The organism is Nonomuraea sp. NPDC047529 (assembly GCF_040642995.1).
Lineage (GTDB): Bacteria > Actinomycetota > Actinomycetes > Streptosporangiales > Streptosporangiaceae > Nonomuraea.
The window spans coordinates 240632-255386 of sequence record NZ_JBEYTJ010000011.1 but is presented as its reverse complement, the minus strand read 5'-3'; the positions used below and the strand labels follow the sequence as shown (position 1 = coordinate 255386).

Genomic DNA, 14755 nt, shown 5'->3' with positions numbered 1-14755 from the left:
CACAGAAGGCGGGAGCGCGAGAGGCGAGAGCGCCGCATGGCGACGGCCAAGATAGCGCTCGGCGCGGTCACGTCGATTGCCGCTGTCGCAGGACTGCTGTACGCGGTCTCGGAGGACGAGGTCGTCGCCGACTGCGTGATGGTCACGGCCGAGACGGACGGCACGTACCGGATGATGGATGACACCTTTTGCGACAGCCACGCCGCGTACGTGCGGTGGGTGTACGGCGGCACGAGCCGCGGCGGGTACGTGCGCGGCGGGACGACGGTCCGGCCGTCCGGCAACGTGTCGATCACCTCCAGGTCGGGCCGGGTGATCTCCCGTGGCGGGTTCGGCGGGCGCGGCACCGGAGGCGGCGGATGAGCCGCCGCAGCGACATGGAGAAGATGGTCCGCCGCGAGGCGAAGACTCACGGTTTCCTCGTGGAGAAGGTGGGCCCTGAGTGGAGAGTGACGAACCCGGCCACGAAGCTGTCGCAGTCCGTGCCGGACCGCGCGGTCGGTAGTCAGCTGACTAACGCGAGAGCCCGGATCCGGCAGCTCGCCACGCGCGGCCCGATGCAGGCCGCGGTCGTCGACTCGCTCCAGGACAGGCGCGCGGGGGACGAGTGGCCGGTGCAGGAGCTGGTGACGGCCGCCTTCCGGTCGGGGGTGAGCTTCGACGTCGTCAACGGTCACCTGCGCATCGCCGCTGACCTGGACAACCAGTCGTGGGTGGACGTGTTGCGCAGGCGGGAGAGCGAGGTGTTGGCCTTCCTCCTGGGCAAGGTGATCGGCCATCAGGAGCTGCCTGCTGCGGAACCCGTCCTGGAAACTGCCGCTCTACCTGCAACGCCGCAAGGAGCTGATGACTGCATGCCGAAGATCGGCGACGTCGCCCGGTTTGAGGGGTCGTCGCGCAAGGAAGACCTCGCCGCCGACGCCAGGGCCCTGTACGACCTGCTGCGTGAGGAAGCCGCCAAGCAGGGCGACGAGACGGAGACGAACGCCCGCGTGAGGGGGGTGCTGTGGAGGGGCACGCTCACGTCGGTGTTGCGCAGCGTGGGCGCCGACTGGGATCTCGTCTACCAGGAGGAGGTGTCCCGGTACCTGCGCGACACCCAGCACATCAGGTGCCAGCGGCGCGGCAACCCCTCGCTGTGGTGGATCCGCGACGCCTGGCACGACGGCAACCTGACCGTGACGCGCCAGCCGACGCCCGCCGATGTGGCCGCGCGCAAGACACCCGCGTCACCCCCGCCGCCTGCGCCCGCACCTGCGTCCGATGAGTACGCGCAGCTCATGAAGCTGCTGGAGACCGGGCGGACGGCGGCCGCCACGATCGATCGGTTGCAGGCCGAGAACGCCGGCCTGCGGCGGGAGGTCAAGGAGAAGAACGCGATGTTCCTGTCGGTGCGGTCGGAGTTGCGCGCTGATGTCGAGGCGTTGCGGGCCGAGAACCGGCGGCTCAAGGAGGAACTGGCGAAGTTGGAGCCGTTCAAGCACTTCATCAGGGCAGTGAAGGAGACAGATCTGTGAAGCAGCTCGCGTGGTACTACACGGCGGGGGAGTGGATCGAGGGCGAAGACCTCGTCGCGGCCCAGGCCCGGCCGGACGAGGAAGAAGGGAAGCTGCTGTCGCGGCTTGGCTACGAGCCGAGACAGCAGATCGGAAGCTGGGAGTCGGCGGCCCCGGCGATCGTGGTGTGGTTCAGACGGGACATGGTGCCCCGTCATGTTCTGATCCTGTCGGACGGCGACGGGTACGAGCGGGTGTTCGTGGACCGGCTGCCCGACGTGTGGGATCTCCTGGCCAGGTGGGCGCCGGTCATCCGGGATGGCGCGATCGTGCGGCTGCTGGAGGACCTGACCCACGTTCAGCGCCGCCCGTACGGCATCGTCGAGATGATCGCCAGGCGTGCGGCTGGTGCGGCCCGGCCGTCGAGCGGCTCATGACGCCTGTAGTGGCTAGCGTTCTCGCTAGCGCGCGATCGAGCGATGAGGCCGCATGTGGGGCCCGCCCCGTGCCGGGCCTGGAGTGGACGGAGTGCGGCGGGGACCAGGTGGCCGTCTATGCCGCGGTGTGCGTCCACGGGCATGTCCGGCAGGGCCGCCTGTGCGAGGTGCACCTGCAGCACGCCCGCGACGGGCAGGTGATGTGCATCCCGTGCATGCGGGAGGGGCACGACTGCCGGCTGATCGGGGTCGCCGCGGTGGATGTCGCGGGGGAGGCGTAGCGGTGGCGTGCGACGTGCGCACGTGGGGGCCGGACGGTCCTGCGTGCGGGGAGCCGATGGTGCGCCGATTCATCATGACGTGCGCGCACCGGCATCTGGAGGCCGACGAGTACTGCCACCACCACGTGCATGATCTCGCCAGCGGAGGCGGGGTGTGGTGCTCGCCATGCGGCCGGCGCGGTCACCTGTGCCGGTCGTGGCCTATCGCGGAGATCGACCAGGCGGGGAACCGGCGCGAACTGCCGGGGTCCCGATGACGGGCCAGCGGGGGGCCGGTGCTGGCTGTCGGGCTCGGCGTAGCCCTCATGGGGAGGCGTGCGGCGGCGAGGTGGTGGTGCGCGTGGTCGTCGGGTGCATCCATGAGCATGTGCTGCTTGCCGCCGCGTGCCAGTACCACGTCAAGGACGTGGCCGAGCGGCGGGGCGCGTGCGTGCGGTGCTTCGACGTCGACGGGCATCGCTGTCTCGTGGCCGTGCTAGGTGAGCTGGGCGAGGACGGGCGGTTGGTGGTTCTGCGTGGATAGGCGCGGGTCGTACCGTGATCAGCATCATGCCCTTCCCTCAGGGCGCGGTTCGAGCGTGTCGAGGGGAGCGGGGTGGCTGGCAAGCCGATCTACTGGACATGGATTGCCGTGGTACGGCGAGCCGAGTTGGGGTTCGGTGAGGGGAAGAAGCGGATCAACTCGGCGACCGTACAGCATGTTGCGCTGGTCGCGGCCACGTACGGCAATCCAGACGGGACGAGGGTTCGGCCGTCTGCGGAGAGGCTGGCCCGGGTGACGCGGTTGAGTGAGCGGACGGTGCGGCTGGCCTTGGGGCGGTTACGCGACGTTGGGCTGCTCGTGCGGGTAGTCCAGGGGTCGTCGCAGGGGCGTCGCGCGTTGGCGGACGAGTACCGGCTCGCGATCCCTGATGACCTGTTGGAGCGGGTATCGATGCTCGACCCAGGCGAGCGTGAGCTGGCCGTCCCGGAGGGGGTGGAGCCGCCACCGCCGAAGAGGACCAGGCGGCCGCGATCACCGGATGCTTCCCCCGGTGATGAGCCTGTGGATAACCCTTGATCATGTGATGCTGCATCCGGTGTTCCAGGGCGTACCGGCGAGTAATCACCGGATGCTGCTACCGGATCACCGGATGCTGCTACCAAGAACACCGGATGCAGCATCCGCCCACCTACCAAGCACCTCCCCACTACCTACCAATGACGCGCATGACCCTCCATACGGCGCTGAGGTGGAAGGGGGAGAATCGAGCCCGCCACCACCAAGATCAACACGTGGATGATCCCCCTCCAAGAGGCCGAACCACCACCACCCCATAAGAGCTAGCGAAACGGCCAGCAGAAAGGATCCGCATGGCCGCCGACCCTGACATCGAAGCCACCTGGAAAACCATGCACGCCGCACTCCGCGCCATCCTCCAACCCCACATCCAAGCCGCACTCCTCGAAGACGACGTCACCGCCATCGCCGACTGGCTCAACGCCAACGGCTGGAAGCCCCCACTCCGCAAACTCGACCCGATCATCGCCGCCGGCCGCGCCGCCCGCGACCACGCCGCCCGCAAGGAACAGCAGTGACCCACGACCTGCGCGAACTCCACGCCCAGATACGGGCCCAGCTCGCCCCCATGCTGACGCAACTCAGCGCCGCAGCCGAACAGCTCGGCGCCGCGTTCCACAAGCTCGGCCCCGCCCTCCACGCAACCCTCCTCATCAACGGCGCCTGGCACACCATCAGCCCTCGCCAGCGACGCACCCACCTCAAGGAGCTCGACCAGCGCGCCCGCGCCCGGCGCAACACCCGCTGGCCCCGAGCCACCCACACGAAGATCACCTACCACCGGAAACGCCGATGACCCACCACCCCCGACCCCACCGCTGGCGAGGCGTCACCCTCACCAACATGTGGATCGACGAAACCACGCACCTCACCGACACCGACTGGCGACGCCTCACCCGCGCACTCCGCCGCCCCACCTGGCCGGCAGCCAGCCGCGTCAAGACCCTCTACCGAACGAGACGACGATGACCGCCCGCACCTTCACCGAAATCACCTGCAACACCAGCCGATGCATGGCCACCATCCGCGTCCACGCCACCGACCCCGAACTCGCCCGCGCCCAAGCAGCCGACGCCGGCTGGAGCAGCCAGGACGACCTCGACCACTGCCACCCCTGTACCAGCATCCGCGCCAGCGGCATCCCGAAAGGACCAACCCCCTCGTGACCGCCATCCCCCTCCCGACCATCAGCGTGGTCTGCAACTACGCAGGCTGCACCGCCATCACCACAGTCGTCGGAGTCGGCACCCCCGCCATCGCCCGAGCCTTCGCCGCGAAAGAAGGCTGGACCCACCACCACGACCCCGACCACGGACACGAGCACGACCACTGCCCCGACCACTCCCAGCCGCCCAAGCCACCCCAGCAGCGCAAGCGGCTCCGCGACCGCATCCGCAACCTCGCGCCCCGCCTGTCGATGCCGCCCGTGCCCGCGCTCAGCACCACGACTCGCCGCTGACCGATTTCGTACTTACCATCCGATTCTGTAGCAGCTAGCGAGAATGCTAGCTGATGACATAACCCGCATACCCCCCTGTACGCGTCTGTAGATCACCACAGAGACGCGACGGGGGGGTTTTGTGTGTCCACATACCAAAAGGTCGAGAAAGAGCGCTCAGCGACCACTACAGAGCTTCGCTCGAACGCGAAGATCACCAACAAACCGGACACCGACGTACGACATACGACAACGCCAGGCCACAACATCCGGCGGACTGATTATCAGTACTACTGATGATTTGATCGAAGACTTTTAGCCTCGCTAAACGATGCCGCGATCCGGGGCAGGTGCGGGTCCCTGGGGGGTGGGGTGACGTAATCGGGGAGGGTGCGAGGTGCGCTCTGAGGGTGCTCCGAGACGCGTCTACGGACCCTCATAGAGACAGAGAGCGTTACAGCTTCCGAACGCGTTACAGGTCATTTCATGTGCTCTGAACTGGGAGTTCATCACCGTTATCTCACTGTTACATAATCAGTCGTAACGACCTTGCACTGACTCCCGAAGTACTCGACGTGAGCAACCAACCAACACGCACCGTCGCAGCAGCAGCGGGGGCCATCGTCCCCGCCGCGCTGCTGCTCTGTGCGCTCACAGCGCCCGTTAAGGGCAGTCCAGTCACCCCCGACCCCACCCCCACGGGCGCGGTCACGACCATCACGCAGGAGGTCACCACCACAGCAACCGCAACGACCACAGCGACTGTGACGACCACGGCAAGCCCGGAGCGCACGCCCACGGCTACGGCCACCGTCACGACGACGGCCACGGCTACGGCTACGGCCACGGTCACGGCGAGCGCATCGGCAGCGCCTACGGTCACGCTCACGGTCGCGCCCACGGCCACGGTCACCGCACCGCCGACCCCGTCGGCGGCAGCGCTACCCACCCCGACCGTGCCCGTAGGCGCGTCCAGCACGCGCCGCAAGCCTGCCGAACCGCCAGTACAAATGCCGTCGGTCGCTGGAGATGAGCCGGGCATGGCATCCGCGTTTAATGCGCTAGCGAGCCAGCTAGCAGCGCAGAACACGGCCGCCACCGGCATGCCCACGGGCATGGCTGTGGGAGGGGGCGGCGCGGGAGCGCTCGCCCTGGTCATCATCGGCGCGCTGATCTACGGCGTTCGGCGCAACCGGAAGGCCCGCAAGCAGCGCCAGCCGGAAGCCCCCACCGTCAAGCCCGCCCCTGTCAAGTCGTCGCAGACCAGCGACGACACGACCGTTATTGATCAACCCGAATCCGAGTAACCAACAGGGCCGCCCGCAACGGGCGGGCGGCCCGCCATCACAGGAAGAATGATCATGGAATTCAAGCTCAGCCCGACCGCGATCCTGGACAAGATCCTCGCCACGATCGACGCCGACCAGCGCCAGAAGGGCAGCGGCGGCACCTGGGACCGCGACGTTCGCCGGGCGGGACTGCCCGTCATCGCATCGCACGTCATCGCGGGCACCTTCACCCTGGGCAGGGGACAGGTGGACTACACCGACGACATGATCGCCTGCCCCGAGGACATGGAGGCGGACGTCATCGACCGCCGCGACGGCAACAAGCCGAAGGTGTTCCGATCCACGATCGGCATGCTCGCTCTCGGCGGGCTCAAGGCCGATGACCCGCTGGCCGCCGCCCCCGCCCCGACCGGGGACAAGCTGAAGGAGATGCGCGCGGAGATCGCCCGCGCCGAAGAGGTCATGAACCTCCGCGCCCAGGTCGCCCGCCTGGAGAGGATCAACACCGCCCAGCAGGAGGAGATCACCCGGCTCACGGAGGAGCTGAGCGCCGCCAGGACCGCGCCCAGCGACCCCAAGCCCGCCCACAAGACACCCACCAAGTCGGCTAGCGGAAACGCTGGCAAGTAGCCGTACGGTCGCGCCCCCGCCTACCCACGGGGGCGCGGCCCCTACCCGAACGGAGATCACCATGCCACCACCCGATGGCGTCTTGCAGCAGGTGGCCGACGCTGCAGCCACCCTCAACCGCATACTTCACAGCGCACGCATCGAACCACTGGCCGTACGCGTACTCGCCGAGGCCATAGAGCTGGACGGCCGAGCCCGCCAGCGCATCAGCTCGGCCATGCTCGCCATGCCCGACGGAATGGCGCGCACGCTCGCCGTGAGCGCGTGGGCCGTCTTCGCCGAAGTGCTCTACGAGTCCGGACGGTGCGATCAGGCACGCCCTGATGTCCTCCGCGTGTACCTGACTGCCCTTACCGATCACGCGCACATGATCGAAGGCGCAACCGCCGTGGCGGTCGTCGAAACCGCCATGCGTCAGGGTCTCCCCCAGGCTGCCGCCCCGCGCGGCCAACACCACCGCCCCTAGCCCCGCCCCTGCCCGCTGGCACTTCCCCGCCAGCGGGCACCCTCCCCGAACGGAGCACCATGAGCACACTCACTATCCGGGCGGTCGCCGAACGCGCGATTGCCGCCTACCTCGGCACGCTGGCCGCCGTAGGCATCACCCCGCCGACCGTGCGCGCCCGACAGTACGCCGGGCAGATCAGCATCGTCCGCACCGGCGAGCAAACGGCGGCCAACGCCGCGTTCCGGCTCACCGACGGCACCGCCCGTATCGCCGCCGTCACCGCCATCAGCCTGTGGGGCGAGTTCGTCCACCTGTGGGACAACAGCGCCAGCATGCGCGACCTTCACACGCTGGCCGACGCGCTCGCTGACGTGAACGACCGCGCCACCTGGACCACCACCACCGCAACGGCCTAACCCCCGCGCCGCGCGGCCTACCCCGCCGCGCGGCACCTACCGAACGGAGCACCATGCACACCCCGAATGACCCGACCAACGAAGCGCGCGAAGCGCTCGCCGCGATCCTCCGCTATGACGGGCTGCCCACGGACATCGTGAACATGCCCAACCTTGTTGCCTTCGGGGAGATCACTCCCCTTGTACGCAAGGCGCTCAACATCGCGGACAGTGCCGCGCGTGACGTGACCGTCGCCGCGCTCCTGGCGTACGAGGCGTTTGTTCATGAGTACGAGGACCAGGAAGGCGAGACCGCGCACGAGGCTGCGCTTGTGGGCATGCTCGCGAGATTGGAAGCGCGCCGCGCGAACCTGGCGTTGTACGAGGCCAGAAGGCGCATTTCGCGCCACGACATCTAGCACGCGCCGACAGGTGAAGCCGCGCGGCCATAGGCCGCGCGGCTTTCGCGTGTCGGCGAGCCCCCCACCCCCCGCCAGCCGGCCGCGCGTGCGCCTGGAGTTGGTGTCGGCTTTTTGGCTCATGCTGGTGGTGTGTGGGTGGATCTTGTGGGCGCGGCTGCGCGGTGTGGGGTGTCGGTGGGGTCGGTTCGGCGGTGGGTGGGGGAGGGGTGGTTCGTGCCGGATGCGGCCGGGCGGGTGACGACGCGGTTTGATGCGTCGGGCCGGCGGGTGGTGCGTCTGGATCGGTTGTTGGTGGTGGAGCGGGAAGTGCGGGCGCGGCGGTGCAATCGAGGTGCGCGGCCGGTGGGGAAGAGGGCGCGGTAGGTGCCGATCGTCAGGTGGGTGATGACGAGGGTGAGTGCGATGAGGCCGCCGATGGCGATGATGAGCAGCATGAGCTGGTCGATGGTTTCGCGGGTGGCCTGAACAGCGGAGGGCATGCTGGTCCCTTCCAGGTTCTGGAAGGGACGGCGTTGGCCCTTGGTGTGTGGTGCTGTGCTATCTAGTCTGCCACGTTCGGATGGCGGGCGGGGCAGTCGGGGGTTCGGCTGCCGCCGCTTCCGAGCGACTGCGGTCAGGTTGGTTGCGTTTGTCTCGTCTCTTGGGGGACGCTGCGGGGGAGGGGGTGTTGTGGTGGCGGATGTGCGCGGCGATTTGTCGGTGCAGCAGGCGGCGGACGTGTTGAACGTGTCGCCGGCATTCCTGGTGAAGCTATTGGAGGAGGGCCTGATCCCTGCGCGGGTGGATGACGGTGAGTGGCGGGTCGCGCGAGCGGACGTGGAGGAGTTCCGGCGCCGGGATGATGTGGAGCGGCATGCGACTGCAGACGAGCTGGGGCGGCTGGGCCAGGAGCTAGATACTTGATCGCGCGAGGGGGGCACGTCAGCGGGGTCTTCACCAGCAGCTGCGAGGCTTGCGCGCCCCGCAGTGAACCTGCGGCGATTGGCCCCGTGGAGCGTGATCTAACCCTGCATTAGGCACGCCTGTGTGATGATGCGGATACCAGCTCAGTGCAAGGCCGCCGACTTGGTGGCTGGAGGAGGTGGACCGTGGAAGTTCTAGCGGTACTGGTGTTGATCGGTCTGGTCATCTGGGCGATGAACGGCTCAGGCAGTGGCTCAGGCAGTGGCTCCGGCGGTAGCTCGGTCGGCAGCACCCGCAGCGCCAACAGGTACGCGAGGCGGGTCCAACGGAAGCGCGCGCGGGAGATCGACAACCTTGTGAGGAAGTCCCGCCAGGCCGAGGGGGGCGCCGGATACAGCGGGAGCCGGGGCGGTGAAGGCTTCGGGGGCGATGGGGGCGACGGCGGCGACTGACCGCTCTGCAGCAGCTCAGCAGGTTACCGGTCGGAGCTTCGACCGGTAACAGTCTGCTGCTGACCTGCGATTCTCTGTCATGTCGGGTTTCGAGCTGGTGGCGTCTCTCGTTGGATCTCTCGCCTGGCCTGTGGCTGTGGTGGTCGCCGTGTGGGCGTTGCGTCGTCCGCTGGCTGCGGCGATTGGTCGGGTGAAGCATCTGGAGGCCGCCGGCGTGGCGGTGGACCTGGCCGAGGTGGAGCAGGCGCGGGAGAGCGTTGAGGCGGAGTTGGCGCAGGTCGATGCTGATGGCGCATCGCTTGGGGCCGCCGAGGTGGATGAATTGGTGCAGAGGGCTGCACAGCTGGGGTGGCACTTGTCGAAGTTGGCCCCGAACGTGGCGCCGGATGTCGTAGTGGATCGGTCGGGGGAGAGGCCAGTGGTCCGGTCAGCTAGCGAAGAGGCGCTGCGGATGGCCATCGACGAAGAGCAGCGCGTGGCCCACGCCCATTGGAGGAGTCTCATCGCTGACATTGAGCGGTACGACTTGCGGAACTCCAAGGTACGAACGAAACCTGATGCTACGAAGCGTCGCTGATCTTCGTCTAACTCACGACAATCGCTTGTAACAGTCTCAGGCGAATCCCGGACGATCCCTGAGTGCACGACCGCGGAGGTCCATCTGACGGCCTACAGGCTGCTAGATGACGACCCGTCTGATCTCGTCGCCCCCGCGATCGAGTAACGGGCGCGGTTAACGAAGCCTGTAAGTCCAGATGAGGCGACAGAGCACAAAGTGACGCGAGCAGGCATGATGTAGCTATGGAATTACCCCCGCTCGTTGCAGCCGCCGAAGCCGACGTACTTGCCCGTGGCTTCACGGCGGCTTCGATCATTATTGCTGTTGGCGCTGTGTTCATCGCACGCCGAAGCATGATCATTGCCAGGGAAGCATACGATCGCGGCGGCTACGAGATGACCATCAGCGTCGAAGCCTTCGCTAATGATCTTCCCCCCATCGGTCCGGACGACATCGTGCGTCGTACAGATGTCGTCATCACCGTCGCAAACCATCGCATGGGGAAGATCCAACTCACTCGATTTCACGGCGAGATCGAGGGGAAGCCCTCGTATGAGATCGGTGTGCTTGGGCCCGAACTCGGTTATACTTTCGACGGCATTCACAAAGCAGAGTGGCATACCGGCTGGCACGAGAAGCACAAACCCAACCAACCGCATTCGCCGCAAACTCGTGTTCGAGTAGGCGCGGAGCTAGCCAATAGCGAGATCGTTTGGAGCGGTTGGGTTGAGGTCGATAGCTCCGTGGCCGACAAAGTGCTGGGGTCCCGATACTGAACTTCGCTGACCTGGCATGACCAGACCCGCCAGTTCCACGCCGCGGGCTAAGACGCGAAGAATGTCGCCGAGTGGACGGTTGGTCATCCACGTGGCGGGTGCTGTGGATCATAGACGTGTGAGCTGACAAGCCCACGGCAGGTATTCCGGTGGCGCAGGCTCCTGGGAAGTGAACCCCTTTTGAACACTGTTGCGATCTCGGCTGTACCGCTTAGATGGAGACACGGAGAAGCTGGCGGCGATCTTCGAACGGGCTGGCTCATCGAGTGGGCGACCGAGTTGATCTATGGACATGTCAAGTGAGTCTCAGTTCAACTGGAATAATTGCGGCATCGACGGAACGCCAAGATTGAGCACCTAGGACGCTGGATTCCGTTAGCATGGATGCTGCCATTCTTCTCCGGTGACGGCTCGGCGATTGACGTCGGCGCCGAGCGCGGAGAGGAGGTGGCCATGGAAGAACTGAGCCGCAACAGCGGGGATCTGCTACAGAAGGTGTTAACCATTCTGCAGATCGTGCAGATCCTGGTGGGCTTAGCCATGTTGCTCCGTTAGCCCAGCTAGCTGGAAAGCTTGCTGGGCTACGGGCGGGAGGGGACTCCGTTTCGATGATTGCACGTCTTCGTCGGAGTTCCCTCTCATCTTCTAGCGAAGATACTCGCTGGATGTCTCGTATCCTAGCAAGAGCGTAAGGTGCCGCGCACTTCTTCTTACGCAACATGCTACAGGCTATTTATCGACGCATCTTAGAGTGCCGCCAGCCCATCATCTTGTAGACCATCAACATCGCTTACTCTACGGTTATCGCATCTATCGTTGTTGTCTGTGCAGTGCTTCCTAGGAGTGTCTGTGTCGGCAACGTAGGCATGTTTGGGTCCACGGCTGGACGCCTTCTGAAGGTGCCGCTTGCCACGACTTGACAACCGCGTGTACTCTCTTGATCAATCTGGAATTCGTGTAGGTACGTCGGATTTCCTCCCGTCTGCACGGTTCAACGGAAGCGCTGAGAGCGCTCCTCCCGCCCGACCACGCCCGTGCCGATGTCCCGGGTACCCCCCGGAACGATCACCTCTCAGATTCAAGATCGTGAGCTAGACCCTGGATCCTCCCTGGTCCAGGGCCTTTCGCATGCCCTCGACCAGCACAGGAGCCCTCCGCATGAGCGCCGTGCCGACCCTCGGCCGCATCGTCCACAACCAGCTCAGCGACGAAGACGCCGACGCCATCAACCGGCGCCGCGACGACTACGAGGCGTTCCCAGCGGGGCCGCACGCCCGCGCTCCCCGGACAGGCTGGCCGGGCCGGCCACGTCGCGCACGTCGGCTCCCGCGTCATGGTCGGCGACGTCTTCCCCGCCATGGTCGTGCGCACGTCCGGCACCGCCCACGCCAACCTCCAGGTCCACCTGGACGGCAACGACACCTACTGGGTCACCAGCCGGATCGAGGGCGACCAGCCCGGCACCTGGCACTGGCCGCCCCACGCCTGACACCTCTCACCCCTCGGAGAACTGATCATGTGGTGGCACTCGACCGACTACCTCAAGCGCGACGGCCGCCAGCGCGGCATGCTCGTCCACCGCGGGTTCTGGGCGCACCAGGTGCCGCGCCTCATGCTCTGGTGCCGGCTCCATGGTCACAAACCTGTGGTCGACGGGTACGGGCCGACGCCGCCCGGCACCGACGCGGCCCGGTGGGTGGTGTGTGACCGGTGCGGTGTCCGCCCTGACCCGCAAGGCAACCTGTCTGTGAAGCACTTCGACGTCGGCCAGCCCTACAACGGCAAGGTGCACACGCCTGAGTTCACCCAGGCCATGCAGGCTCTCGGCTCCACAACGTGGGGGCCCGGCCCGTGGCCGAAACGCCCGACCGGCACCCTCGGCGGCGAGCTCGTCCTCGGCAAGACGTTCGGCGTCTTCTCCGCCCAGCTCACCATCGGCGCGGCCGGGGCCGAGCACCCCGTATCCGGGCACCTGCGGGTGTGGCCGCTCGGCGCGCTCTACCTCCACACCGAAGCGTTCGGCACGTGGCTACAGCGCCGCCTCGTCCCCGAGGGCTACGAGTCCCGCGTCATCAACGTGTCGATCGGCGAGTGGGCGATCCGCTGGAAGTTGTGGGCACGCGAGAACCACTGGTCACGGGACGACCCATGGTGGATGCACGGCTCCATCAGCCTCGACCTGATCCAGGCACTGTTCGGTCCGAAGCGGTACAGCTACGAGACAGTTGAGGGGCCGGTGCTCGGCTGGATCAAGATGCCCGAAGGCGACTCCCATCAGATGCAGCTCACCCTCCAGCGACAACGCCTCGGCCGCCCCAGGCTCAAGCGGGCCAAGTGGGCGTGGAGCGTGGGCTGGGAGACCCCGAACGGCGGCATCCCCACCAAGACGAACGGCCGTAACCGGATCACCGGCTCCTCCGTGCACGTCCCCGACGAAGCCGTCGAAACCCGGTCGTGGGACGTGCTCGCGTGCGCGCTCATCGCCCGCCAGCTCAGCGACGAGCGAGCCCAGTACGGCTACCGCGCGCAGAACACGGAGGACTGATGCGCCGCATCGAGCACATGCGCCTGCACGCGATCCCGCGCGCAGTCCGCAACCCCAAGGAGCACGACCTCCCGGCCATCCGCCGCTCGATCGAGGAGTTCGGCTGCGTCATCGCCGGCGAGCTGGACGAGCGGACCGGCCGGCTCGTTGTCGGCCACGGCCGCCTCCAGGTCCTCGAAGAGATGGCCGCCGCAGGGGAGTCCCCGCCCGAGGGCGTCCTGGTCGACGACGACGGAACGTGGCTGCCGCCGATCGTGCGCGGCTGGTCGAGCCGCAGCGACGCGGACGCCGAGGCCTACCTGATCGCGAACAACCGCACCACCGAGAAGGGCGGCTGGGAAGAGCGGATGCTCGCCGAGGTCCTGGCCGACGTCCGCGACGCCGACCCGGACCTCCTCGCGGCCACCGGCTACACCGCCGACGACCTCACCCGGATGGCCGCGGCCGACGACCATCGGCCCGAGGAAGAACTACCCGAGCCGGGCGACGCCGACGAGGACATCCGCCCCGAGGTGTGGGGCATCATCGTCACCTGCGACAACGAGGAAGAGCAGACCCGCCTCCTGGAGCGCCTGGCCGACGAAGGGTGGCAGGTCCGCGCTCTCATGTGATCAGCCTGCCGTCGGTCCCTGAACGTCCCAGACCCTTTCCCAATCAGGCGTGATGATCTCTATGGTGGAGAACCCCACGGCCTCCAGTTCATCTGGGGAATCAAACCGAAGTTCGCAGGACGCACAGAAGAACGCCTCTGGGAGGAAGTGACTCTTCTCGTCGAGCCCTTCTGACGAAAGGGGAATCGGGGAGATGCTTTGCAGACTCTCGAAGCCCCATTCCATGCGTCCCCAGAGGGCCGCTTCTGAGTGGTCGCACGCGGGGCAGCGCGCTGAGAGCTGTGCGATCGGGTAGTCGATGAATTTGTAGTTCGGCTTGAAAAAGGTATATGACGTGGGCATGAGCGCTTGGCGTGCGGCGTCGAGTGCACTCTGCTGGTCCACAGGAACCATGCTCATCACCTGGACCAGGCGCTGCTTGGCTGCTGCGATCTTGCGCTGGACCTCGTGATCGATCTCAGTGAGCGAGTCTCTGATCAGAGACTCGGCCAGCTCCGCATGCTCGCTCCAACGAGACGCTTCCACAACCTTCATCTCGTCGTAGAGCTCGTTGGAGAACCGGAGGAAGGCGGTCAAGTTCGCTCGGGTATTGGCCGGGCTCAGATATCCCGCGTGCACGATGCCGTCTCGCACGTCGATGAGCTGTTCCAGCAGGACCCGGGGCGTTCGCACCGCCATCAGCTGCTCCACTCGCTGGAGGGCCTCCCTCGCGCTGATCGTCCGAGGTTCCTTCAGCTTGCGGGCACTCGCTCCTAGGCCGGTTAGGTGCAGCAACGAGTCGAACTGCCCGTTGCGGATCTCCATCAGCAGCGCAGGATGCTTGTCGCACAGGTACGCCTTGCAGAGGTGCTCAAGCGAGAACGCGGCGTTGATCAGGATCACCCGCGAGTCGTCGTCGATGTAGGCGGTGAGGGCGCGCCGAGCAAAGTCCTGTGCCGAGGCTACGAGCTGGTCGCGGTCGAGGCTTGTCACGTGATCGAGACTAGAGCTGCGCCCGCCAGATCTGCAGCATC

The 14755-nt window shown here is 66.6% G+C and carries 23 protein-coding genes; 21 read left to right on the top strand and 2 right to left on the bottom strand.

From position 1 onward, the window contains the following. The first annotated feature begins 36 nt into the window (after positions 1 to 36). From ABZ815_RS20415 to ABZ815_RS20350, 14 genes are all read left to right on the top strand, one after another. A complete protein-coding gene (locus tag ABZ815_RS20415; RefSeq protein WP_357699992.1) occupies positions 37 to 363 on the top strand; it encodes a hypothetical protein in 327 nt (108 codons plus the stop codon). Next, the gene (locus ABZ815_RS20410; RefSeq protein WP_357699991.1) at positions 360 to 1517 is read left to right on the top strand and encodes a hypothetical protein; all 1158 of its coding nucleotides are present in this window, start codon (positions 360 to 362) and stop codon (positions 1515 to 1517) included. The genes ABZ815_RS20415 and ABZ815_RS20410 overlap by 4 nt, the downstream gene beginning before the upstream one ends. Beyond that, positions 1514 to 1933, top strand: coding sequence for a hypothetical protein (locus ABZ815_RS20405; RefSeq protein ID WP_357699989.1), 420 nt, complete (start codon positions 1514 to 1516; stop codon positions 1931 to 1933). Before ABZ815_RS20410 ends, ABZ815_RS20405 begins: the two co-directional genes overlap by 4 nt. Before the next feature lie 68 nt (positions 1934 to 2001). After that, entirely contained in the window at positions 2002 to 2214 is a 213-nt protein-coding gene (locus tag ABZ815_RS20400) for a hypothetical protein (protein ID WP_357699987.1), read from the top strand. Between the two features lie 334 nt (positions 2215 to 2548). Further along, positions 2549 to 2737, top strand: coding sequence for a hypothetical protein (locus ABZ815_RS20395; RefSeq protein ID WP_357699985.1), 189 nt, complete (start codon positions 2549 to 2551; stop codon positions 2735 to 2737). Between the two features lie 830 nt (positions 2738 to 3567). After that, on the top strand, positions 3568 to 3792 hold the full coding sequence (locus ABZ815_RS20390) for a hypothetical protein (protein WP_357699983.1): 225 nt from the start codon (positions 3568 to 3570) through the stop codon (positions 3790 to 3792). After that, positions 3789 to 4070 carry a hypothetical protein gene (locus tag ABZ815_RS20385; protein WP_357699981.1) on the top strand — a complete coding sequence of 94 codons (282 nt, stop codon included), beginning with the start codon at positions 3789 to 3791 and terminating at the stop codon, positions 4068 to 4070. Before ABZ815_RS20390 ends, ABZ815_RS20385 begins: the two co-directional genes overlap by 4 nt. Positions 4071 to 4239: 169 nt before the next feature. Further along, positions 4240 to 4440: a hypothetical protein gene (locus tag ABZ815_RS20380; RefSeq protein ID WP_357699979.1), complete on the top strand. Its 201-nt coding sequence runs from the start codon at positions 4240 to 4242 to the stop codon at positions 4438 to 4440. Beyond that, positions 4437 to 4733, top strand: coding sequence for a hypothetical protein (locus ABZ815_RS20375; protein WP_357699978.1), 297 nt, complete (start codon positions 4437 to 4439; stop codon positions 4731 to 4733). The genes ABZ815_RS20380 and ABZ815_RS20375 overlap by 4 nt, the downstream gene beginning before the upstream one ends. Positions 4734 to 5752: 1019 nt before the next feature. After that, positions 5753 to 6019, top strand: a complete 267-nt coding sequence (locus tag ABZ815_RS20370) for a hypothetical protein (RefSeq protein ID WP_357699976.1) — start codon at positions 5753 to 5755, stop codon at positions 6017 to 6019. Positions 6020 to 6073: 54 nt separating this feature from the next. Beyond that, complete coding sequence (locus ABZ815_RS20365; RefSeq protein WP_357699974.1) at positions 6074 to 6631, top strand: hypothetical protein; 558 nt, start codon at positions 6074 to 6076, stop codon at positions 6629 to 6631. Between the two features lie 61 nt (positions 6632 to 6692). Next, positions 6693 to 7097 (top strand): hypothetical protein, encoded by a 405-nt coding sequence (locus tag ABZ815_RS20360; protein ID WP_357699972.1) that lies wholly within the window; start codon positions 6693 to 6695, stop codon positions 7095 to 7097. Between the two features lie 59 nt (positions 7098 to 7156). After that, positions 7157 to 7495 carry a hypothetical protein gene (locus ABZ815_RS20355; protein ID WP_357699970.1) on the top strand — a complete coding sequence of 113 codons (339 nt, stop codon included), beginning with the start codon at positions 7157 to 7159 and terminating at the stop codon, positions 7493 to 7495. A 53-nt stretch (positions 7496 to 7548) separates the two neighbouring features. Continuing rightward, on the top strand, positions 7549 to 7893 hold the full coding sequence (locus ABZ815_RS20350; RefSeq protein ID WP_357699968.1) for a hypothetical protein: 345 nt from the start codon (positions 7549 to 7551) through the stop codon (positions 7891 to 7893). A gap of 119 nt (positions 7894 to 8012) precedes the next feature. Here the strand turns inward: ABZ815_RS20350 and ABZ815_RS20345 are convergent, their stop codons facing one another. Continuing rightward, positions 8013 to 8330, bottom strand: a complete 318-nt coding sequence (locus ABZ815_RS20345) for a hypothetical protein (protein WP_357699966.1) — start codon at positions 8328 to 8330, stop codon at positions 8013 to 8015. Positions 8331 to 8568: 238 nt separating this feature from the next. Here ABZ815_RS20345 and ABZ815_RS20340 point away from each other — a divergent pair, with 238 nt between their 5' ends. From ABZ815_RS20340 to ABZ815_RS20310, 7 genes are all read left to right on the top strand, one after another. After that, complete coding sequence (locus ABZ815_RS20340) at positions 8569 to 8799, top strand: helix-turn-helix domain-containing protein (RefSeq protein WP_357699965.1); 231 nt, start codon at positions 8569 to 8571, stop codon at positions 8797 to 8799. A 531-nt stretch (positions 8800 to 9330) separates the two neighbouring features. Next, a complete protein-coding gene (locus ABZ815_RS20335) occupies positions 9331 to 9828 on the top strand; it encodes a hypothetical protein (RefSeq protein ID WP_357699963.1) in 498 nt (165 codons plus the stop codon). A 224-nt stretch (positions 9829 to 10052) separates the two neighbouring features. Next, on the top strand, positions 10053 to 10586 hold the full coding sequence (locus tag ABZ815_RS20330; protein ID WP_357699961.1) for a hypothetical protein: 534 nt from the start codon (positions 10053 to 10055) through the stop codon (positions 10584 to 10586). Between the two features lie 384 nt (positions 10587 to 10970). Next, the gene (locus ABZ815_RS20325; RefSeq protein WP_357699959.1) at positions 10971 to 11141 is read left to right on the top strand and encodes a hypothetical protein; all 171 of its coding nucleotides are present in this window, start codon (positions 10971 to 10973) and stop codon (positions 11139 to 11141) included. A 778-nt stretch (positions 11142 to 11919) separates the two neighbouring features. Further along, positions 11920 to 12075, top strand: a complete 156-nt coding sequence (locus ABZ815_RS20320; protein WP_357699957.1) for a hypothetical protein — start codon at positions 11920 to 11922, stop codon at positions 12073 to 12075. Between the two features lie 27 nt (positions 12076 to 12102). Beyond that, a complete protein-coding gene (locus tag ABZ815_RS20315; RefSeq protein ID WP_357699955.1) occupies positions 12103 to 13131 on the top strand; it encodes a hypothetical protein in 1029 nt (342 codons plus the stop codon). Next, entirely contained in the window at positions 13131 to 13742 is a 612-nt protein-coding gene (locus ABZ815_RS20310; protein WP_357699953.1) for a hypothetical protein, read from the top strand. Before ABZ815_RS20315 ends, ABZ815_RS20310 begins: the two co-directional genes overlap by 1 nt. Here the strand turns inward: ABZ815_RS20310 and ABZ815_RS20305 are convergent, their stop codons facing one another. Further along, on the bottom strand, positions 13743 to 14714 hold the full coding sequence (locus ABZ815_RS20305) for a hypothetical protein (RefSeq protein WP_357699951.1): 972 nt from the start codon (positions 14712 to 14714) through the stop codon (positions 13743 to 13745). Positions 14715 to 14755 lie beyond the last annotated feature (41 nt).